The sequence below is a fragment of the Mesorhizobium shonense genome, assembly GCF_040545255.1.
Classification (GTDB): Bacteria; Pseudomonadota; Alphaproteobacteria; order Rhizobiales; family Rhizobiaceae; genus Mesorhizobium; species Mesorhizobium shonense.
This window is the reverse complement of sequence record NZ_JBEPLM010000031.1, coordinates 1-20,894: the sequence shown is the minus strand read 5'-3', so window position 1 is coordinate 20,894 and position 20,894 is coordinate 1. Positions and strand designations below refer to the sequence as shown.

Annotated in this window: 17 protein-coding genes and 3 pseudogenes; 7 read left to right on the top strand and 13 right to left on the bottom strand. The window is 59.7% G+C overall.

Features of this window, described 5'->3' with window-relative positions; all coding sequences use genetic code 11:
• The first annotated feature begins 156 nt into the window (after positions 1 to 156).
• Together ABID26_RS35690 and ABID26_RS35685 are read left to right on the top strand one after the other, a co-directional pair.
• Complete coding sequence (locus tag ABID26_RS35690; RefSeq protein ID WP_354418192.1) at positions 157 to 1,944, top strand: aldehyde dehydrogenase family protein; 1,788 nt, start codon at positions 157 to 159, stop codon at positions 1,942 to 1,944.
• 87 nt (positions 1,945 to 2,031) lie between these two features.
• Positions 2,032 to 3,330, top strand: a complete 1,299-nt coding sequence (locus ABID26_RS35685) for an aspartate aminotransferase family protein (RefSeq protein WP_354418190.1) — start codon at positions 2,032 to 2,034, stop codon at positions 3,328 to 3,330.
• A gap of 224 nt (positions 3,331 to 3,554) precedes the next feature.
• Here the strand turns inward: ABID26_RS35685 and ABID26_RS35680 are convergent.
• The 3 genes and pseudogenes from ABID26_RS35680 to ABID26_RS35670 form a co-directional block, all read right to left on the bottom strand.
• Positions 3,555 to 4,045, bottom strand: a pseudogene (locus ABID26_RS35680) (arginase family protein); the annotation flags it as partial.
• Positions 4,046 to 4,183: 138 nt separating this feature from the next.
• Entirely contained in the window at positions 4,184 to 4,786 is a 603-nt protein-coding gene (locus tag ABID26_RS35675) for a UPF0149 family protein (RefSeq protein WP_354418189.1), read from the bottom strand.
• A complete protein-coding gene (locus ABID26_RS35670) occupies positions 4,783 to 5,430 on the bottom strand; it encodes an IS66 family transposase (protein ID WP_354418187.1) in 648 nt (215 codons plus the stop codon). The genes ABID26_RS35675 and ABID26_RS35670 overlap by 4 nt, the downstream gene beginning before the upstream one ends.
• A gap of 324 nt (positions 5,431 to 5,754) precedes the next feature.
• Between ABID26_RS35670 and ABID26_RS35665 the strand changes: the two genes are divergently transcribed.
• From ABID26_RS35665 to ABID26_RS35655, 3 genes are read left to right on the top strand one after another with little or no spacing between them, the layout of a single operon-like run.
• The gene (locus ABID26_RS35665) at positions 5,755 to 6,723 is read left to right on the top strand and encodes a tyrosine-type recombinase/integrase (RefSeq protein ID WP_354418186.1); all 969 of its coding nucleotides are present in this window, start codon (positions 5,755 to 5,757) and stop codon (positions 6,721 to 6,723) included.
• Between the two features lie 49 nt (positions 6,724 to 6,772).
• Positions 6,773 to 7,717 (top strand): tyrosine-type recombinase/integrase, encoded by a 945-nt coding sequence (locus ABID26_RS35660; protein ID WP_354418184.1) that lies wholly within the window; start codon positions 6,773 to 6,775, stop codon positions 7,715 to 7,717.
• Positions 7,707 to 8,702, top strand: coding sequence for a tyrosine-type recombinase/integrase (locus tag ABID26_RS35655; protein WP_354418182.1), 996 nt, complete (start codon positions 7,707 to 7,709; stop codon positions 8,700 to 8,702). The genes ABID26_RS35660 and ABID26_RS35655 overlap by 11 nt, the downstream gene beginning before the upstream one ends.
• A 65-nt stretch (positions 8,703 to 8,767) precedes the next feature.
• Here ABID26_RS35655 and tnpC (ABID26_RS35650) read toward each other — a convergent pair whose 3' ends face one another.
• The 9 genes and pseudogenes from tnpC (ABID26_RS35650) to ABID26_RS35615 all read right to left on the bottom strand — a co-directional run bounded on the left by tnpC (ABID26_RS35650) (position 8,768) and on the right by ABID26_RS35615 (position 16,556).
• A complete protein-coding gene (gene tnpC / locus ABID26_RS35650; RefSeq protein ID WP_435528642.1) occupies positions 8,768 to 9,442 on the bottom strand; it encodes an IS66 family transposase in 675 nt (224 codons plus the stop codon).
• 21 nt (positions 9,443 to 9,463) lie between these two features.
• Positions 9,464 to 9,757: pseudogene (locus ABID26_RS37115) on the bottom strand (transposase domain-containing protein); the annotation flags it as partial.
• Between the two features lie 72 nt (positions 9,758 to 9,829).
• Complete coding sequence (tnpB, locus tag ABID26_RS35645; protein WP_027170287.1) at positions 9,830 to 10,180, bottom strand: IS66 family insertion sequence element accessory protein TnpB; 351 nt, start codon at positions 10,178 to 10,180, stop codon at positions 9,830 to 9,832.
• Positions 10,177 to 10,539, bottom strand: coding sequence for an IS66-like element accessory protein TnpA (tnpA, locus tag ABID26_RS35640; RefSeq protein WP_354418212.1), 363 nt, complete (start codon positions 10,537 to 10,539; stop codon positions 10,177 to 10,179). The genes tnpB and tnpA overlap by 4 nt, the downstream gene beginning before the upstream one ends.
• Before the next feature lie 93 nt (positions 10,540 to 10,632).
• Positions 10,633 to 11,121 (bottom strand): GNAT family N-acetyltransferase, encoded by a 489-nt coding sequence (locus ABID26_RS35635; protein WP_354418179.1) that lies wholly within the window; start codon positions 11,119 to 11,121, stop codon positions 10,633 to 10,635.
• 13 nt (positions 11,122 to 11,134) lie between these two features.
• Complete coding sequence (locus ABID26_RS35630; RefSeq protein ID WP_354418177.1) at positions 11,135 to 12,514, bottom strand: aminotransferase family protein; 1,380 nt, start codon at positions 12,512 to 12,514, stop codon at positions 11,135 to 11,137.
• A 37-nt stretch (positions 12,515 to 12,551) separates the two neighbouring features.
• Positions 12,552 to 13,847 (bottom strand): KamA family radical SAM protein, encoded by a 1,296-nt coding sequence (locus ABID26_RS35625; protein ID WP_354418175.1) that lies wholly within the window; start codon positions 13,845 to 13,847, stop codon positions 12,552 to 12,554.
• 622 nt (positions 13,848 to 14,469) lie between these two features.
• Entirely contained in the window at positions 14,470 to 15,498 is a 1,029-nt protein-coding gene (locus ABID26_RS35620; RefSeq protein WP_354418174.1) for a 3-hydroxyacyl-CoA dehydrogenase family protein, read from the bottom strand.
• Positions 15,495 to 16,556, bottom strand: a complete 1,062-nt coding sequence (locus ABID26_RS35615) for a histone deacetylase family protein (RefSeq protein WP_354418173.1) — start codon at positions 16,554 to 16,556, stop codon at positions 15,495 to 15,497. Before ABID26_RS35615 ends, ABID26_RS35620 begins: the two co-directional genes overlap by 4 nt.
• A gap of 1,538 nt (positions 16,557 to 18,094) precedes the next feature.
• On the opposite strand from ABID26_RS35615, the pseudogene ABID26_RS35610 reads away from it, so the two are divergent.
• Positions 18,095 to 18,538, top strand: a pseudogene (locus tag ABID26_RS35610) (ATP-grasp domain-containing protein); the annotation flags it as partial.
• A 536-nt stretch (positions 18,539 to 19,074) separates the two neighbouring features.
• Positions 19,075 to 19,806 carry a cysteine hydrolase family protein gene (locus ABID26_RS35605; RefSeq protein ID WP_292369149.1) on the top strand — a complete coding sequence of 244 codons (732 nt, stop codon included), beginning with the start codon at positions 19,075 to 19,077 and terminating at the stop codon, positions 19,804 to 19,806.
• A gap of 32 nt (positions 19,807 to 19,838) precedes the next feature.
• Here the strand turns inward: ABID26_RS35605 and tnpC (ABID26_RS35600) are convergent.
• The coding region (tnpC, locus tag ABID26_RS35600; RefSeq protein WP_354418171.1) for an IS66 family transposase at positions 19,839 to 20,894 on the bottom strand (1,056 nt) is incomplete at its 5' end.

Below are 20,894 nucleotides of genomic sequence, written 5' to 3'. Positions count from 1 at the left end.
TAAGGGCCGGTCATGGTTGAACGAGCAGGTCTCACCGCAGGACGAGCGTCTCGCTATCGATCGGCATCCGCGCGAGTTCGACCGGGCGAAGACCTTCAGGTCCTCGAACGCGATCTTGCACGTTCGGCTCTCGCCGTTGAAGGCGTGAAGCGGCTGATGACCATCCCCGGCGTCGACATGACCATCGGGCTGGCCATGAAGGCGGCGATCGGCCGCGAGGCTCGCACCAGGGCGATCCGGGGATTAGACGAGGTCATCTACCGGTCGCACCAAGCCGATCTAACACGATTGGTCCGAAATCAGGTAACTAAACCCGTTTTATGGACACAAATATTGACGCGGAAGGGAAAACTCGGTTATCCGGTTGGTACAAACACCGTTTTTCGGAGACTGAAAATGGCTGAACTACCGCGCGTGACATACTCGAACGTCGGAGTGGATCTTTCTCCAGTTCACGCTCACCTCGATCCAATGATCCCAGGCTTCGAGAAAGACACGCTAGGCCGCGAGTGGTCGACGCCTTTCGCGACTGGTGCACGGGAGAAAATCTTCAGCCCTATCGAAAGGACGATCTCTCTTGGCAAGTTCCCAGTATCAACTCCAACCGACGTCAAGTTCGCGATCAAGGCTGCGCGAGCCGGCGCTAAAGTGTGGAATCGTTCGACGCTAGACGATCGTCTCGCATTCGGCGCACGATGGCGTGAGGCACTAGCCGAGCGTAAATACGACCTTGGTCTCGCGGCGCTCTATGAGATCGGAAAGTCCCGTATAGAGGCTGTCGGCGAAGTCGAGGAATGCCTCGACTTTGTTGAGTACTACGCTTCTGAATTAAAGGCGAACAACGGATTTGTTCGGCCGATGAACGAACTGGTCGAGAACGAGACGACCGTGAGCACCTTGAAGCCATATGGCGTCTTCGCGGTCATCGCTCCTTTCAATTTTCCGCTGGCGTTGTCGATTAACATGGTTTCCGGCGCCCTCTTGACGGGCAATGCCGTTGTTTACAAGCCCTCGCCCGGCTGCGCATTGACCGGGTTGCTGCTCGCCGAAACGCTGCACGCAGCAGGATTGCCGGACGGTGTCTTCAATATTGTGCTAGGCGACGGCGAGGTCGGCCGCCTTCTTGCCACCGACGACGGCATCGATGGTGTCGCATTCACTGGTTCCCACAAGACCGGCATGAGCATCTTCCGTCACATGGCGACGCTGCCATACGTGAAGCCGGTCATTGCAGAAATGGGTGGAAAGAACCCCGCGTACGTGACCAGCAAAGCCGATCTCGATCGTGCGGCGCAAGGCGTGGCGCGTTCCGCATTCGGATTGCAAGGGCAAAAGTGCTCGGCGTGTTCGGTCGTGTACGTCGACGAGAGGGTCAAGGCCGAATTCATTTATAAGCTCGTGGCGTTCGCTGGAAAGCTGGTCGTCGGTGACCCCCGCAAGGCCGAGACCTTCATGGGTCCTGTCTACGGCGATGCCACAGTCGATCGGTTCAAGGCAGTGCTGTCGGAAGTCGAAGGCAAGGGCAAGGTTCACTTCGGCGGCGCTGCACTGGGACAGGGCTTCCCGGACAATTACGTGCTACCGACGATTGTCGAACTGGACGGCCCTAGCCGGCTGACCCGCGAGGAACTCTTTATGCCTTTTCTGGTCGTCCGCGGCTTTGACAGCCTCGAAGCCGCCATCCAGGAGGGCAACGACATCGCTTACGGCTTGTCGGCTGGCATCTTCACCAATGATCAAAACGAGTTGCAATACTTCCTCGACTTTGCCGAAGCGGGCGTTCTCTATGCAAACCGCGCTAGTGGGGCGACGACCGGCGCATGGCCGGGCGCTCAGCCGTTCTGCGGCTGGAAGGGGACCGGGGTCAGTGGCAAAGGTGGTCTAGGCTCCTGGTTCTTGCCGCAGTATCTGCGCGAGCAGAGTCACACGATCATGACCAGGTGATCAAGGCGGATCGCGACTCTCTTCGCGGTCCATCCGTAAACTTCTTGCCTAATCGATTGCGAGATCATGCCCCACTATCCAGATTCCATGCCGAAGTCCCGCGAGATGTTCGAGCGGGCCCGCAAGGTCATGCCGGGCGGGAATACGCGGACAACCGTCTACATCGACCCTTTTCCGATCTACGCCGATCGCGGCGAAGGTTGTCACGTTTGGGACGTCGACGGCAACGTCTATTACGACTGCATCAACAATTTCACGGCCATGATCCATGGCTATGGTCATCCTGACGTCACGACGGCGGTGGTAAGTCAAATAGCCCACGGAACCGCTTTCGGAGCGCCAACCGAGAGCGAGCTTGATCTTGCGGAGCTGTTGGTCGAGCGCCTCCCGTCGGTCGAGCAAGTTCGCTTCGCCAACTCTGGCACAGAAGGTGTGATGATGGCGATCAAGGCGGCTCGGGCGTTCACCGGTCGACCGAAGATCGTCAAGATCGAAGGCGCGTACCATGGCTCTTATGACTTTGCGGAAGTCAGCCTCGACAGCTCGCCCGCCAACTGGGGTGACATGCCCGCGTCTACGGCATACGCGAAAGGCACGCCGGCAGGAGTGCTTAATGATGTGATCGCCGTGCCGTTCAACGATACCGAGGCGCTGCGCGCCGTCTTTGACGCGCATGGCGGCACGATAGCGGGTGTTCTGATCGACCCAATGCCGAACCGCGCCGGACTTATTCCCGCGCGGAAGGATTACTTAGAGGCGACGGTCGAGATCGCTCATTGTTTCGGCTCGCTGGTGATCTTCGACGAGGTGATCTCGCTCCGACTGGGCTACTCTGGCGCGCAGGGTCTCTGGGGCATCGACCCAGACCTGACGGCACTCGGCAAGATCATCGGCGGCGGCTTTCCGGTTGGTGCCGTCGGTGGTCGTGCCGAGGTAATGGCGGTTTTCGATCCAACCCGCGGTAAGCCTGCCTTGCCCCACGCCGGCACTTTCACTGCCAACCCAGTGACTATGCGAGCCGGCTTGGCGGCGATGCGCACGCTGACTCCCGAAAGCTTTGAGCATCTGGAGTCTATCGGCGCCTTGCTTCGCAAAGGGATCACGGATTCTTTAGCACGCCATGGCCTCAACGGACAGTGCGTCGGTCTCGGCTCGCTTTTCAAAGTTCATTTTACTGCGCCGCCGATCACGGACTACCGGTCGGTTTATCCGGGAGCGTCCGAACGTAAGAAGCTCAACCTGTTCCACAAGGGTTTGCTCGATCGGGGAGTACTCTCGGCGAGTTACGGCCTCTTCGCGCTTTCCACCCCGATGACCGAAAATGACGCGCGCGATATCCTTTCAGCAGTTGACGGAGCGCTCGCAGCAATCGCGTCGCAGCCCTAGCCGGTGCTGAATCTACTGGAAATATGTAACGGAACTCATATGACAGCTTGTCCCTATGTCGTCATTGGTATGGTCCGCTCTGAAAGTGTTCGGCGCACGTCTTCCCCGAACAGCTGCTCGGGTTGCCCTCACCGACACAGCTCCATGATCCCAACCGTCAGGCACCATTCGTTTCAACGTCACAGGCGGTCTCGGCGTCGCCTTGCCGACGAGCCCTTCCCGCACCCCCAGCCGACATCGGCGAAGGCGTGGTGGCCGGGCGGACGGCAGAGCGCATAGGCCGAAGGCACACCGGCCATCACCGCCTCGGCCGCCTCCACCGCGCTCCAAGCGCTCCGCAGCGCGCTGTCCCAGGCCTCGGCCGAGATCGGACAGGCGGTGTCGGCCATATGGTAGCCGGCCTGGCTGACGGCAGAGGCCGGATAGGAGCCGTCGCGGGCGATGGGGTGGATGTTCGGGATCACCTCCGCCGAAGCGCCTTCGATGCGCTGCCAGCGCGGAAAAATGTGCTCGAGGAAATCGAGATATTCGGGCGTGTGCACCGCCGCAATCGGGCCAAGCCCATGACTTCCTGGACGTTCGATCGTCCTGACCTTGCGCCGGCTAGCAATCTCTCGAACCGCTCCGGCCTTTCCGGGTTCGGCTGCGGCGCGCCGCTGGAGAGGAAAGCCTTGGGATCATGGCGTTTCTGCTCCTCGGCGTAGAAGGCTTTCATCGTCATTCCTCCGGCATGTCGGCAAAGGCGAAGAAGGCATCGCCAACGATCTTCTGTAAGCGGTGCATCAAGGCACCTTTCCCGAAGTCGTCTGATGCGTGTATGGCGGTCAGCCGTTAGTCGGCGCGCCGGCGGCGATTACTGCGAGTTATCATAACGGGTGACATAGTGGAGTTCGCGCAGGGCGGGGATGACGAGGACGATGTCTTTGTATGCCTCGTGCTCGACGAAGTGCGCGGTCTCGGGCCCCGGCCTGGGTTTGCCGAGGACGGGCCGCCCTTTTTTGTCGACGCAGTAGATCAGGATCGGCAGCAGCAGTCCGTGGTTGGGGTTCTTGAGGTCGAGGAGCCGTTTCCAGCGTTTGATGTTGAGATTCATGGCCGCGTAGAACCCTTGGCACCACGGCCGTGGGTCGATGCCGCCGCCGGGCTTGGTGGCGAAGCGGGGCGCATAATCCTGCGGTCTGTCGAACAGCGTCTCGTTGATCTGGTTGTGGATCCTGGCGAGGCTGGCAAATACGGCGTGATCGGTTGCAGAGCCTTTGGCCAGGACGTCGCGCGGCAATCCCATGAGCGGGCACATCCAGTCTTGCGGGTCCGCGAACCGCGGCCCGGTGACCGCCGCCGTTATGAAGCCATCCAGCGCCGACATGGTGCGCACCAGCGGGCGGGGGTTGGTCTTGGCGGCCATCCAGGCCTCGAGGGCCTCGTCCGACAGCGCCATGTCATCGATCGCGCTCATGCCGCCAAGGGGAGCGGCATCTCTTGGCGGCGCACCCAGTTCCACGGCATCAGCTCATCCCAGCGCGAGGCTGGCCAGTCGTTCTGGATGCGCTCGGTGACATCGGCCATGTAGGCTTCGGCATCGACGTCGCAGAGCTTGCAGGTCTCGATGATGCTGAGCACGACCGCGGATCGCTCTGCCGCGGCGAAGCTGCCCGAGAAAAGCCAATTGCGCCTGCCGACGGTAAATCCACGAATGGCGCGCTCCGCGATCAGGTTGTCGGGCTCGAGCTGGCCATCGTAGAGGAAGCGATTGAACGCGCGCCATCGCTTGGTGCCATAGGCGAAGGCCTTGGCGATATCTGCATGGCGCGACAAACCGTTGGCCTGGCGCATGAGCTGTCGTCGCAGGGCGCGCACCAGTGGTCGGGTCCGCCTTCGTCGGGCTGCCAATCGCTCGGCGGGCGCAAGCCCCCGTATCTCTTCCTCGATCCGGTAGATCGCCTGGATACCGGCCATCGCCGTCGTGCTGAGCTCGGTCGGCTGGCTGTCGTGAACGTCGAATATCTTGCGACGCAGATGCGCCAGGCAGGCAGCTTCTCGAATGGCGCCGCCCTTGTAGATCTGATTGTAGCCGGTGATATGTTCTCCAGAACATATCACCGGTTATGTTGCGGCCATCCATATGTCCCCATGCTGGCCTTTACCCATTGTCAACTGAGTATTTGGGCCCGATTTGACGCGACATAAATCGCGAGCTCGGCTGGCGGACCTTTTCTCATTTGGAGGTTCGACATGGATCGCTCTTGCTTTTCTGACCAAGCCGCTGATGCCCTATTTCCCGAAGTGCCATTCGCTGACGAGCGAAACCGCTATTTGCATCACTGCGCCACACTCGGAGCGAGACCCGAAGTTCTGAGGGTCAAACGCAGCGAACTCCTATGGATCGCGCGACATCTCCGCCCGGACGCAGCGGAGGGAGTTGGCATGGCGGAGTTGTTGCCGATTGCGCAAGCTCGGCAGAATCTTCGCGGTGCGGCTACCGCCGCGCGTCGAGTTATCGATATCGGGCGACCCTGGTTGAAGTTCCTAGGCTGGTGGCGCGAGCCCACCGTCATGTTGTCGTACCAAGGGCAACTCGACCAATACGTTGTCTGGATGCGCGACGAACGCGGTTTGACACCTTCGACGGTCGAGCAATGGGGGAGGATGGCCGGCAGGTTCTTGCTGTGGTGCGAGCGGTCGAACCGCCAGCTTGAGGATTTGAAGGCAGAAGACATTGACAATTATATCGCGACCCAAGGAGCCGGACGATGGGGTCGCGTCTCTATTGCACACGTCACTTCAGCCTTGCGGGATTTTCTGCGATACGCAGCAAAAGAGGCGTGGTGCTCAGACCGCTTGGCGGCGTCAATATCGCGACCTCGGCTGTATCAGCATGAGTCTCTGCCATATGCCCCGGATTGGTCCGACGTCCAGAAGATGTTGGCCGACGTCGATACGGACCGGCCCCGCGACATCCGAGACCGCGCGATCCTACTGCTGCTGGCTGTATATGGCATGCGCCGCGGCGAAGTCGCCGCACTGCGACTCGACCAGATCGACTGGGCGGGGCGAACACTTCGGCTTTTCCGTTTGAAGCGACGACAAGCCCAGATCTATCCGCTGGTGCCTTCTGCTGCTGAAGCACTGGCGCGCTATGTTGATACTGTCCGGCCACCGTCCTCTTGCCAAGAAGTCTTCCTCCGCATGAAGTCGCCTCGACGCCCCTTGAACGTGACTAGCATTTATAGCATCGCCAATCGGCGATTTGTTGCGCTCGGGATTCAAGCTGCCCATCGCGGCGCGCATGCCTTGCGCCATGCCTGTGCAGTTCGCTTGCTCGCCGAGGGGCTGACTATCAAGGAGATCGGCGACCATCTTGGACATCGGCAACAAGTGTCTACGCCAAGGTGAACATGGCAGTTCTTCGCGAAGTCGGCGCCTTCGATTTGGGAGACGTCCTATGAAGCTGAGCGACGTCATCGATATCTACGTGGCCCGGCAACGGTCACTGGGCATGCGCTTCGAGTCTGCCGAACGCACGCTCCACTACTTTGAGCGAGCAGTTGGCGATCGACAGATCGGCGAGGTGACCCCGGAATCGGTCATTGATTTCCTTAATGGGGACAAGGCTCTGACAGCGACGTGGGCACGCAAGCACAGCGTGCTGAGCGGCCTATTTAGGTTCGCAATAAGTCGTGGACATGCCGATCGCTCGCCTCTGCCGACAGTTCGGCCGAAACTGCCGCCGGCGCAAACGCCATACGTATATTCGACCGACGAACTGCGCCGACTTTTGGAAGCAACGGCGACTTTGCGAACAGGCTACAGTCAGCACGTACCAGCGATGTATCGTACTATGATCTTACTCCTCTACGGGACCGGCATCCGGATCGGCGAGGCCCTGCGCTTGACCTTTCAGGATGTCGATCTCGTCGAAAGGATCATTACCATTCGCTTCACCAAATTCTACAAGACTCGCCTGGTTCCAATTGGACCGAAGCTGTCTGGAGAGCTGGCCGCGCATCTCGAACGTCGTGGCTTGCTGCCAATGCCGCAGGGGAATGCGGCGCCGCTATTCGCATCGCGCGGCATCCGAGGGTGGACTTATCAGAGTGTCGTCACCATGTTCCAGCATGTCCGCCGCGCCGCCGGTATCGAACGCCCGATCGGCGAACCGCGTCCACCACGTCTCCATGATCTTCGCCACACCGCGGCCGTCCACCGTGTCGTTGCATGGTATCAATCCGGCCAGGACGTCCAACGATTGCTCCCCCAACTCGCAACCTTCCTTGGTCACATCGACATCCGATCTACGCAACGCTATCTGCAAATGACGCCGGAACTTCTGGAGGCGGCCAGCCAACGCTTCGCCAAATATGCGATGGAGGGCAGCAATGAAGAATGAGATGCTCCTCGGACCATGGGTGCGGCGGTTCCTCCTCGAACATCTGGTGGCGGAACGGAATCTGTCCCCAAACACTCAGGCTAGCTACCGCGACACCCTGACGCTGCTGCTTCCGTTCGCCAGCAATCATGCGGCGCGCGCCATCGATCGGATGTCGGTCGAGGAGTTGACACCGTCAATCATCCGTCAGTTCCTTGATCACCTGGAACGCGATCGAAAGTGCAGCGGAGTCACTCGAAACCAGAGGTTGGCGACTATACGCTCGTTGGCAAGGTTCATTGGCATGCACTCTCCGGTCCACATCGCGTGGTCCGGCGAAGTACGAGCGGTGCAGTTCAAGAAGACCGCCAAGGCCATGATCGGATATCTCGAGAAGCCGGAGATGGACGCGCTCTTGGCACAACCGGACCGTCGTACGCCTCTTGGCAATCGCGATTATGCTTTGCTTCTGTTCTTGTACAACAGCGGTGCCCGTGCAGATGAAGCGGCGAAGTTGATCGTCGACAATCTGCAGCTGGGCCGGCAATCGTCGGTGCGACTACACGGCAAGGGAAACAAGTTCCGATCATGTCCGTTGTGGCCAGCCACTGCAACGACACTGTCGAGGCTCGTCGAGGGGCGTGGCAAACGTGATCCGGTCTTTTTGAATCGGGTCAACTTACCATTGACGCGCTTCGGGATCCACAGACTTGTGACCCACTACGTCGGACTGGCGAGCAAAACAGTGCCGTCTATCGAAGCGAAGCGTGTTAGTCCCCACACGATCCGGCATACAACGGCAGTCCACCTGCTGCGCGCTGGCGTCGATATCAACACTATCCGCGCCTGGCTTGGCCATGTGTCTCTCGACACGACGCATATTTATGCTGAAGTCGATATGGAAATGAAGGCGAAGGCGCTTGCTCGGGTCGACATCTCTGACCAACAAGCCACTGTCCCTCAGCGCTCGCTGCCATCCCTGATGGCTTTCCTGAAGGCTCTGTAGCCGTCGCAGGGTTGAAATTTATGTTGCGGTTCAGGCCGGGGAAACGAACCTTTCTCCGGCCGCCGTTACATATGGACGGCCGCAACATAACCAGTGAATCCATCGGCCTGGAGCGTGCCGGCAAATCCGGCGAGCTCGCTCATCACGCTCGCGCCGGCGCGGCCCATGGTGGCGCGATACCAAGCGATCGGCGGCTCCTGCGAACCCGAGTTGCGGTCATCGGCGACGTAAACCCAGAGCGCGCCCTTGTGCGTCGTGCCGGTGCTGGGCGCCAGGATCGGAAGACGCGTATCGTCGGTGTGTAGCTTGATGCGGGTACGGCCGATCTCACGAAGGCGATTGTAGATCGGATCGAGCAAGGCGGCGACATAGCCGGCGCTGCGCGCAAGCGTGGATCGCTCGATATCGACGCCCTTGGCGGCCATCATCTGGGTTTGACGGTAGTAGGGCAGATGATAACCCCACTTCGCCATCATGATATGGGCGAGCGCGGCGTAGCTGAGCTTGCCGCGTGCAATGGCCTTGGCGGGCGCCGGCGCCTGAATGATTTTATCGCAGGTCCGGCAGCTGTATTTGGGTCGAACGGTCTCGATCACCTGCCAGGCCTGGGCGACCAGATCGAGCATCTCATCGCTGTCTTCGCCCATGGCGCGCAGAGCGCCGCCGCAGCCCGGGCAGCATGCGCAGGACGGCTCGCGAACGATCCGCTTGCGCGGCAGGTTCGGGTTGAGCTTGCGCACCGGCAACGCCCGGACCTTGTCGGTGTCAGTGACGATGGGCAGCTCGGCATCGGGCACGCCGGCGGCGACATCGGCCTCGAGATCTTCGAGTTCGAGCAGCATCTGGCCGAGCTTCTCGGACGAGCGGCCGAATGCCTTGCGGTTGAAGCGATCGATCCGCAGCTGCAGGCGCTGGATGCGAAGTGCGGCCTCGGCGCGCTCTCTGCGCAGCTGCTCATCGCGTTCGGCGATGGTGATGTCGCGGGCAGCAACGGCCGCTTCCAGAAGCGCGATCCGGGCGAGGAAATCAGCGGTTGAGGGAGCTTGTTCCGACACCCAAATTACATACCCGAAAGACTTCCTTCAAGGAAGCAAAATCGACACAAAATCAATAACAAACGAGCAAAATCAACCAGCCAGACGCGGCCGATAAGTCTTGCTCGGCCGGCGCCAGTCGATCCCTTCCAAAAGCAGCGAAAGCTCCGCCTTGGTGAGCGAAACGGCGACCTGATCCTTCGTGGTCGGCCAGGCAAAACAGCGGTCGGTCAGCCGCTTTGTGAATAAGCAGAATCCCTGGTCGTCATGCGCCAAAATCTTGATGATATGACCCTTGCGTCCACGGAAGCAGAAGATCGCGCCAGTATGCGGATTGAGCGCGAGCACCTGCTGCACCATCCGCGCCAGGCTGTTGATCCCGCGGCGCATATCGGTCGCGCCGCAGCACAGGTAAATCCGGTCGGTCGGCACCACCGTGATCACCTGCTCAACTCCGCCAGGACGATGCGCAGCGCTGTCGGATCGACGGTCCCATCGATCCGCAATCGCGCTCCGTTCGCAAAGGCCACCACGATCTTGCCGGCCGGGTCCGGGCAATCGGAGACGGGCCGGTCGACCTCGGGCAGATCGTTCACCTCGACGCGCGCGAAGGTGGCCACCGCCTCGTCGACATCGTGCTCGCCGCCGGCCATCTGCTTGCGCCACGCATAGAGCTGCGAAGGAGCCACGCCAAACGCTTGCGCGACCTCGGTCACCGACGACCCCGCCGCGCTCGCAAGGTCGACCAACGCGCGCTTCTCCGCGCAACTCCACAGCCTCCGTTGCCGTACGCGGCCGGGCATCGTTGCACCAGCTTCAGCCGCCGCGGTGCTGCTGATCTCGGCGACTACATCGCCCTCTGCATGTTCCAATGTCATGGCGCGAAAGCTCCATGTTCATCGGCCTATTGCAAGGTGCCCTGGTGCACCGCTTACGATCTTCTGCACCTGCTCGTAACTCGACCAGCCGATGCCCAGCTTCTCATAGAAGGCCTTGGCGGGCTCGTTGTCAGTATCGACGGACAGCCTCAGATAAACGCCGCCCGCCGCGCCACACTCTTTCGCGACGTGCCGCAGCAGTTTTTCGCCGACCCGGCGGCCGCGAAAACGATCCTCGACGTAGAGGTCCTGCACGTAGACGCCCGGCCGACCCATCCAAGTCGAGAAGATCGGGAAATGCAGGCAGTGCCCGGCGAATTCGCCGCCGACCTCGGCAATCAGCGTCGAAAAGGCGGGCTTTTCGCCGAAGCCGTAGCGGCGCAGGTCGTCGGGCGTCGAGGTGATTTCCTGATGCGCGCCGATATGGGTGCCGAGGCGCAGCAGGGCGGCATGAATCGTTTCGACGTCCTCGATGCGGCCGGGGCGAAGGGTGACCGGTGCCGGCATCAAGATACCTTTCTCACCCTTCTACCGGCAGGTCGAGCTCCTGCGCCAGCGTCTCTAGCGAGTCGCCGATGATGGAGATCATCTCGCCGATTTGCTCGCGGGTGATGATCATCGGCGGCGCCACCATGAAATTGTCGCCGTTGACGCCGCCCTTGACCTTGCGGCCATAGATGATCAGGCCGCGCGCATAGGCGTGATCGAGCAGGCGCTGCGTCGCCTTGCTGGCAGGGTCGATCGGCCGCAGGGTCTCCGGGTCGGCGACCATCTCGGCGCCGGTGAGCAGGCCCTTGCCGCGCACATCGGCGATGAATGGGAAGCGTTTCTGCAGCGCTTTCAATTCCGCCATGAGCACGTCGCGCATCGCCGCGGCGTTGGCGATGAGATCGAGCCGGTCCATTTCGCCAAGGACGGCAAGGCCGGCGGCGCAGGCCAGCGGATTGCCGGCATAGGTGTGGCCGTGCTGGAAACCGCCGGAGGCCAGCAGCGGCTCGACCAGGCGCATCGGCGCGGCAAGGGCGCCGAGCGGCGCATAGCCAGAACCCAGCCCCTTCGAGAGTGCGACGATATCAGGCCTGCAGTTCCAGTGATCGCCGCCGAGGAACTTGCCCGTCCTGCCGGCGCCGCTCATCACCTCGTCATGGATCAGGAGGATGCCGTAGCGGTCGCAGATCTCGCGGATGCGCGGATAATAGCTGTCGGGAGCGACAAGGGCAGCCGTCGCCGCGCCGCCGATCGGCTCCATGATGAAGGCTAGAACGCTTTCCGGGCCTTCAGCCTGGATTTTCTCCTCCAGCATGTCGGCGTAGCGGATACCGCGCTGTTCCATCGAGAGGTTGTCGCGGTCGCGCCAGGCGGTCGGCGCCGGCACCGTCGGCATCACCCGCATCATCGGCGTGAAGGTTTCGGCCAATGCATCGTCGCCGGTGATCGAAAGCGAGCCCAGCGTGCCGCCGTGATAGGAGGGGAAGCGGGTGATCACCTTCCAGCGTTTGGGCTGACCGGTGGCGACCGCCCATTGGCGGGCGAGCTTGATGCAGGATTCGGTCGCTTCGGAGCCGCCGGAAACGAAGAAGATGCGGTCCATGCCTTCGGGCAGTTTTCCAGCCAGTTCGCGCGCGAGCTCTTCCGCCGGCTCGTTCTCAAAATGCAGCCGGTAAGCGAAGGTGGTCTTTTTCATCTGCCGCTTCATGGCGTCGAGGACGTTGCGGTTGGAATGGCCGATATTGGCGACCATCGGCCCGCTCGAACCGTCAATGAAGCGGCGGCCGTCCTTGGTCCAGAAATAGATGCCCTCGGCACGGTCGACCAGCGGCCGGCGCAGGCTGGACAAATAGAACGGATGCGACGGCGGCCCCGATTGGGTGTCGGGCGAGGGCTGCACTTCCAGTTTCACGGGTACGGCGCCCTCGTCAAACTCAGGCTTCGCGATATCACTTTTGCATACCGCAGAGGCCGCTCATCGATTTTACTCGAGCGGTCTCAACCGCATCGCTCAGTATGCGTTCGGCGCGCTTGGGATTTAACCATGCCGCCTGCGCATCTGGAGAGAGAGACTGCAAAGGATCCGGATATGTGAACAGTTGGTTGGGCCGGACAGATGGAGCCCGGTACACAGCAAGCCCTGTTTGTCTGTCATAATGCTCGAAACTGTGGACGTCGCGCTTTCCACCACCTCCCGGCGTATCTACGACGAACACCGGAGTGTTATAACCAGCCGTGATCCCCCGTACGGCGTTTTCTATCTGACACGCTCGTTTTACCGAACACCGCATGTGCTCGATTCCCTCGACAAGATCACAAGTGTACACGTAGTATGGCTGTATATGTATGTCTGAGAGTCTTTTGACGAGCTGTTTCATAACCTCGGGATCGTCGTTGACACCAGCCAGCAGAACCGACTGATTGCGCATCCTTATTCCCTGCTTGAAAAGAAGCTCTGCAGCCGCAATCGTGTAGTCGGTGATTTCCCCAGGGTGGTTGAAGTGGGTGTGAAATGATATCTCTACGCCCTGATCCCGGCCAACATGGTTAATGTTGAAAAGAGCATCAGTCCATTCATGATCGCTTGTGACTTTCATAGGCAGTACAGCGAGGCCTTTCGTCGCGAATCGGATGCGGCGAATTGAGGGAATAGACAGAAGCCCCATGCCGATCGCCAAAAGTCTGGACGCTTTGAGCCGAAAACAATCTCCTCCCGACACTACTACGTCAACTATGACTGGGTTCGTACGAAGATATGCCAGGATACTATGCCAGCGCATCTGGAAAGGCGCCGCCCGTTTCTTCGACACCGATTGGGTGTCTAGACCCACGCTGTAACTGCGCGTGCAAAAACGACAATAGACCGGGCAGCGATCCGTTGCGAGTAAAAGTGCCTTGTCCTGATATCGATGCACCAGTCCATCTACAGGTGAATTCTCTCGTTCATGCAACGAATCCATTTTCAGCAACGGGTGAGACGGAAGAATTTCGCTTCCAACAGGAATGAATTGCTTGCGAATTGCGTCTTTAAGGAAGTTAGACCAGTCAATTAAGTTCAGTACATAAGGCGTGATCCGCATCGCCATTGGCGCACGCGCTAGGCCGAGTTCAACGTCTCTCATCAGACTGCCGTCGGCGTCGACCCTCATCCATTCGCGCAACTGGTCGATGCGAGTAACAGCATGGCGCTCTTGCCATGCAGCGTCAGCGAACTCGTGGTTCATCTCATGCGTAATACGGCTCATCGGAACCTCGCTCGAACTGAAAAGAGGAAAGACGCTGGCCTCGTCGATGGCGCCGCCGTCATTCTGCAGCTTTTCGCGAGGGCCTCCGAATTGTCGGCGGCAACAGAATAATTAGTGAACGCGGTCACGGACGATTCTCTCGGTTGGTGACGCATTTGCGGATAACGAAGCATGAAGCATGCCAAAGGAGACAATCTTTTTAAGACAATATGTTTGCCCTAGGCCTGCTATTCGCATGTCCGACTTAGTCGGACATGCGACAATTAAAACGCGTTGACCAACGCGGGAATTCTCGTCGCCTCCGAAGGAATCCTATTTGCCATCCCTGGCAAATCCGCCATCATCTACGGGGATTTGCTGCGGCTCGAGATTTGGATGCAAAAAGCAGTTTGCAGGCGCTCAGGCGACGCGCAAACCGCATCCTCTTCGAACCTTTGGCCTAACTTCCTCGCCGATCATAACTTATATATACTCGTTGTGCCTTGCGATCATGCGAGAGACGGCCGTCTTCTGTGTCGGCTTGCGGGCCATCGTACACACCCACGGCTCGTCCCCGCTTGGACGCCAGCAACGCCCGAACCAGTGCCTCGCCGGAAATCTGCGCAACCTCGCGGGCGAAGGGTCAATCCAAGCGATCCTCATCTGAGCCGCGCGGTTTTGTGCCGCTTGCACTGATTTGGGGTACGGGTGTGGGTGCTTTATCGGGGTCACGACCTTTCTGGTCCATTTGCAACCATCGCATCAGTTCACGGCGCCGTGCTGACAGCAGCCCAGAGCCGTCTCGTTCGAACCAATCGTACACGCCCTTGCCGCTGGGAACTCCGCAATGCCGACCGCGGACCAAAGCCGCAACCTGTTCGGGTGGTTCAGACGAAGTGTCGAGCGATGGCAGCAGGAAACGAGCAAAATGATACATTGTGTCAAGACCACCCAGATCCGCTGATTCGATTGGTCCGGTCACAGCAAGCCGTCGTCCGATCGAATACCGGATCACCGAATCGATGGCTTCGGCCGAAGCAACACCCGCGGCCCAAAGCGCCCAGGCCTCACGAAGCGCTGCAAATTGGATACGGTTGCCGATGAATCCCGGCACTTCGCAATCGATGACGACAGGCTTCATTCCAATGCCGCCAAGAATTGCACATGTACGCACCACCACGGCCTTGGTCGTGGCACCACTGCCACAAACCTCAACGAGCGGAAGCAGTTGGGGCGGATACCAAAAATGCGCGGCGATGACACGCTCCCTGTGCTCGACGCATTTATCGACGCAACTGGCCGGATGGCCGCTAGAAGTCGCAAGTAGGGCATCGGAACGACAGATTCCGTCGAGTTTGGAGAATATGTCGAGCTTCAGTTCCATGTCCTCAGGAACGGCTTCGATAACGAATTCCGCTGCTGCTGCTGCTTGTAACTCGGTTGAAGTTCGAATCCTCGCCGCCGCTGATTTCGCTGATGAAGTGCTCAGCAATTCAGCCTGAACAAATTCGTTGAGGCTCGCGCCAATCTGCTGGAGCGCGCCCTTGAGGCTATCCTGGCTGCGACCAATGAGACACACGTCCCAGCCCGCCTTCGCGAATACCTCCGCGATTCCGTGTCCAATCACCCCGTTGCCGATAACCGCCATGGTGCCAAGGCCAGAAGCGTTCATTGCCACCCCTTTCTGTTCGAGCTCATCAAGGTCCTCTCCCGATCGCCGAAGCCGGTCAGGAAAGCGGTGAGGTTGTCCCCGAGCGCATCACAAAGATAGCCGCCTTCCTGTACGATCACCGTAGGCAGGCAGAGACCGGCAATAGCTTCGCCGATACGGGAGAAGCCAAGCGTCGTCACCGATAGGCCGCCGAACGGATCGCCCTCAAAGGCGTCGAGACCGAGCGCCACTACCAGCGCTTCGGGGGCGAAGGCGCGAAGGCGCCGGAGGGCTATCGCGAGCGCTTCCAGAAATGCCGCGTCGCCGGATTTCTGTGGCAGCGGCAGGTTGAGGTTGTAGCCGAGACCTGCGCCTTCACCGCGCTCGCCGGCGTAGCCCCAGAAAAAGGGATAGAAGCACACCGGATCGGCGTGCAGCGAGACGGTGAGCACGTCGGGCCTTGCATAGAAGATGCCTTGCGTGCCGTTGCCATGATGTAGGTCTACGTCGAGGATCGCGACGCGCGCAGCACTCCTGCGCAACGCCAACGCTGCGACCGCCGAATTGTTGATGAAGCAGAAGCCGCCAGCAAGGTCGGCGAAGGCGTGGTGGCCGGGCGGTCTGCAAAGCGCGTAGGCCGAAGGCGCCCCTGCCTTCACTGCTTCGGCAGCTTCGACTGCGCTCCAGGCGCTCCAGAGCGCGCTGTTCCAAGTCTCAGTCGCGATCGGGCACACGGAGTCTGCCATATGATAGCCGGCCTGGCCGACCGCAGAAACGGGGTAAGAGCCGTTGCGGGCGATCGGATGGATATTCGGGATAACTTCTGCCGAGGCCCCTTCGATGCGCTGCCAGCGCGCGAATATGTGCTCGAGGAAGTCCAGATATTCGGGTGTGTGCACGGCGGTGATCGGGCCAAGGCCATGATCCTTGGGCCGTTCAACGGTCAAACCTGCTGATGATAGGCCGGCCAACAATCTCTCGACCCGCTCCGGTTTTTCAGGGTGGGGCCGGGCTGTGCCGCTGGAGAGGTAGGCTTTGGGTTGATGGCGTTTTTGTTCATTGGCGTAGAAGGCTTTCATCGTCAATCCTCTCGCATCGGCAACGGCGAAGAAGGCCTTGCCGATGATGTTCTAGAACTGCTCGTAAATCGACTAGGCGATGCCGAGCTCTCTTGCGCCGTCTCATTATCTGTGTTGACGGAGGGGCTTAACATAGACCGCTGCCTGACACTCACTGACCGCGCAGCGGCGCTCTTCCGCCAGCTTGTTCTCAAATGGAGCCGGAAGGCGAGGGTCGTATTGTGTATTTGGCGCTTCATGTGTCGAGGACGTGCAGTTGGACTGGCCGATATTGGTGACCACGGCTCGATCGATCCGTCGATGAAAAGCCGGTCGTCCTAGCCAGAGATGATGCCTTCCGCTGTCGACGAGCGGACGCCGGGAGCGGGAGAGATAGAACAGATCCCACGGCGGCCGCGCTTCGGCGTCGGGCGACGCTGCATTTCAGTTTCGGCATGTCAGGACTTTCCGCGATAACGCGTCGTTCCAGCCAGTGGAAATGACGGTTCTCTTGATGCCGATGCTCTCGCGAATCGCCTTCCGGATATTGGCATCGGATGAACGACTTCGTTTCTTGTCATTGACGAAGTTGAAGAGTAATTCTGGCTGCTCATCTAATCTCCGACTCACGCGCTGAACTAGAGAAAGTTCGGCAGTCCATTGTGCAGCAAGCGCTTGCCCATTCGGGTGATAACCTGCCGCTGCGTTCCGCACATTTCCGTCGAACTCGCACACCGTTCTTTGGTTCCGATAACGCCGACTGCTTTTGATCGGGCCCACTCCGAGCAGGATATACGGACGCAGCCCGTGAGTTTGCGAAAATTCTTAGAAAGATTCGTTGCAAGTTGCAGGATCACCGTCAGGAAATGCCCGCGCGACTTTTTGATCGATGAGCCGGCACTGCTCGTGACAACATCTCTCGGTGATATTCGAGTGATTGCCCCGAGTAACAATCGGTCAACCGTTTATAATAGCCACTATCTCGATCCGGATCATCTACACCAACTGCTGCTCGTCATTCCGCATATTTCATCGCGGCGAGAAGGCCGGCGCGAGCAACATCCGCCTGATGGAACAGCCATGCGGCAGGGACTCAGGGATGCGCAGATCCTGTCGTCTGGCGGTGGTTACGGGACCGATCTTGTGGAACGATGGCTGCGACTGGCGTTCTCGCGAATGCATCCACAACTACCCCAGCCCCACCCGGTTCCCGTTCGGTCCCGATCTGATCGCCCCGATGTCCGGGTCTAACCTCAATGCGCAGACGATGATTCCACGGGACGAACCACCCGTGCCGGCAGTTGCAACACTCGGGTGTGGGCCGCCCGAGTGGCTATTCCTTCAACAAGGTGAAGGCTCCGCCATTCTTGGCTGCGCGCCAGACCGACGGCAAGCAAAACGTTGCAATAGATCCTACAACTAACTTTACATAACCTTTGCGACTGCAGAGCGTCGACAATGCTACCTTTACCGCAAGTCTGAGGGACGGGACACGTAAAAGAGCTGATGCACATCTACAATCTGACCGTCGCATAGCTCGCGACAGAAAGTCGACAACAATGAGAAGAAGAGCACTCATCCTGGTTGAAGGCGGTCCATGGGGTTGTGGTCTGCGATACGTCCAAGCGGCCCAGCGTCTTGGCTTTCATCCAATTATCTTTTCGGCTGATACAATTTGCGACGACTATCCTGCGGCGCAAGGGATTGAGACAATCCGCGTCGATACAAGTGATCTCGATATGCTGATCCGCGAATGTTCCCGGATACGCACGACCTATGATATTGCTGGCATCACGGGCAGACCTTTGGTCTATGCAACAGTCGGCGAGCTCTGCCGGCGTTTCGATCTACCGGGACCGAACCCCGCATCTATTGAACCATGCCAAGACAGATTCACTCAACGTCAGCTGCTTGCGGAGGCCGGCGTACCATCGCCTGCCTAGCGCTTGGCAGCAAATGCGAAGGACGTTGGACGGGCATACAAAGACATCGTCCTCGTCATCCCCGCCCTGCGCGAACTCCACTATGTCACCCGTTATGATAACTCGCAGTAATCGCCGCCGGCGCGCCGACTAACGGCTGACCGCCATACACGCATCAGACGACTTCGGGAAAGGTGCCTTGATGCACCGCTTACTTTCCAGCGTTTGATGTTTGATGTTGAGATTCATGGCCGCGTAGAACCCTTGGTACCACGGCCGTGGGTCGATGCCGCCGCTGGGCTTGGTGGTGAAGCGGGGCGCAAAATCGTGGGGTCTGTCGAACAGCGTCTCGTTGATCCGGTTGTGGATCCTGGCGACGCTGGCAAATACGGCGTGATTGGTTGCGGAGCCTTTGGCCAGGACGTCCCGCCCTTCGCGAACTCCACTATGTCGTGACGCTTACTTCGCAACATCCAATCCTATGAAAACTTCGTAACCGCTGTTCTTAGGCTGCCAAGCAGTGATGTAGCTCCTCCCTTTGTTGACGCGATGTAGGTGGCGGATCATGATAACCAAGGGCGCGAAGAGCGACACCTCATGCTGGTGGGAGGACAAAAATGCATCCACTTGTCATCGACGCGAAGCCTCAACCTGTTTCAATTGATCCTGCTAACGCTGCAATTCTCGTCGTCGACATGCAGAATGACTTCGGCTCCAAAGGTGGAATGTTCGACAGAGCCGGAATCGATATCTCCGGGATTCAACGGGCTATTGGCCCTACTGCCAGCGTAATAGCTGCCGCTCGCGATTTGAGAGTGCCCGTCGTCTATCTGAAGATGGGGTATTATTCCGACCTCTCGGACCTTGGGACATCGGACGCCCCCAACCGTATCCGACATCTCCAGATCTTTGGCGTCGGTGAGAGCATGACAGCTCCGGATGGCAGCGAGAGCCGGATTCTGATCCGCGACACCTGGGGAACAGATATCGTTAACGACCTCAAGCCAGAGGCAGGGGATGTCGTCCTCTACAAAACGCGGTTCAGCGGTTTCTACGAGACCGAGCTCGATTCTGTTCTGAAGACCGCAGGCATCAAACACCTCATCGTGACAGGATGCACGACCAGCGTTTGTGTGGAATCGACAATTCGGGATGCCTTCTTCAGGGACTATCACTGCATACTGTTGACGGATTGCACCAGCGAGCCCATCGCTTGGGACGCCTCAAGGAGCAATCATGATGCCTCGATCACGCTCGTGCAGATACTCTTTGGCTGGACATCGACGTCCGACCATTTCCTGAAGGCGATCGAGGAGCGAGTTCAGGGGCGTCTTGAACTAGCCGAATGAGCTGGCGAAGCCGCGCATCACCCGAACTCAGATCACGGCTTTAAGCTCGGGAGCCGGATGTAGGCCCAAGGCAGCAGGTCATCGATCTGGCTGTTTGGGTGGCCGTTGACGATCCTGGTGAGCACGTCGGCCAGGTAGCCGAGCGGCTCGACATTGTTCAGCTTGCACGTCTCGATCAGCGACGCGACGACCGCCCAGTGTTCGGCGCCGCCGTCTGAGCCTGCAAAGAGGGCGTTCTTGCGGTTGAGCGCAATCGGACGGATGGAGCGTTCGACCGTGTTGCTGTCGATCTCGACGCGGCCGTCGTCGAGGAAGCGCGAGAGACCTTCCCAGCGCGAGAGCGTGTAGCGGATCGCCTCAGCGAGCTTTGTCTTCTGGCTGATCAGGCCGAGCTTTTCACGCAGCCAGGGTTCGAGATCGGCCAGGATGGGTCGACTCCTTTCCTGCCGCACGGCAAGACGTGCGTCTGCCGGCTGGCCGCGGATGTCGTCCTCGACCTGATAGAGTTCTGCGATGCGACGGAGCGCCTCGCTCGCGATCGGCGCTGGGCCAGCCGCGGCGAGTTCGTAGAAGCGTCGGCGCACGTGCGCCCAGCAGAAGGCGAGCGTTGCGCCGCTCTTGTCGGCGAGCACCCGATAGCCACCATATCCGTCGACCTGCAGGATTCCGGCAAAGCCCGCCAGATGAGCGATCGGGCGCTCCGCCTTTCGGTCCGGCGCATAGACATAGGCGACGCCCGGTGGGTCGCTTCCGTTCCATGGTCGGTCATCGCGGGCGTAGGCCCAGAGCTGCCCGGTCTTGGTCTTGCCGCGGCCGGGATCGAGCACCGGCGCCGTGGTCTCGTCGGCAAAGAGCTTCGGCGAGGCTTTCAGCTTCTCCAGCAGCCGCTCGTGGACCGGACGCAGATGCCAGGCGGCGCGGCCGACCCAGTCGGCGAGTGTGGAGCGATCCAGGCTGATGCCCTGCCGGGCGTAGATCTGCGCCTGACGATAAAGCGGCAGGTGATCGGCATATTTGGAGACCAGAACCTGGGCGACCGTCGCCTCGGTCGGCAGACCGCCTTCGATCAGCCGGGCGGGCGCCGGAGC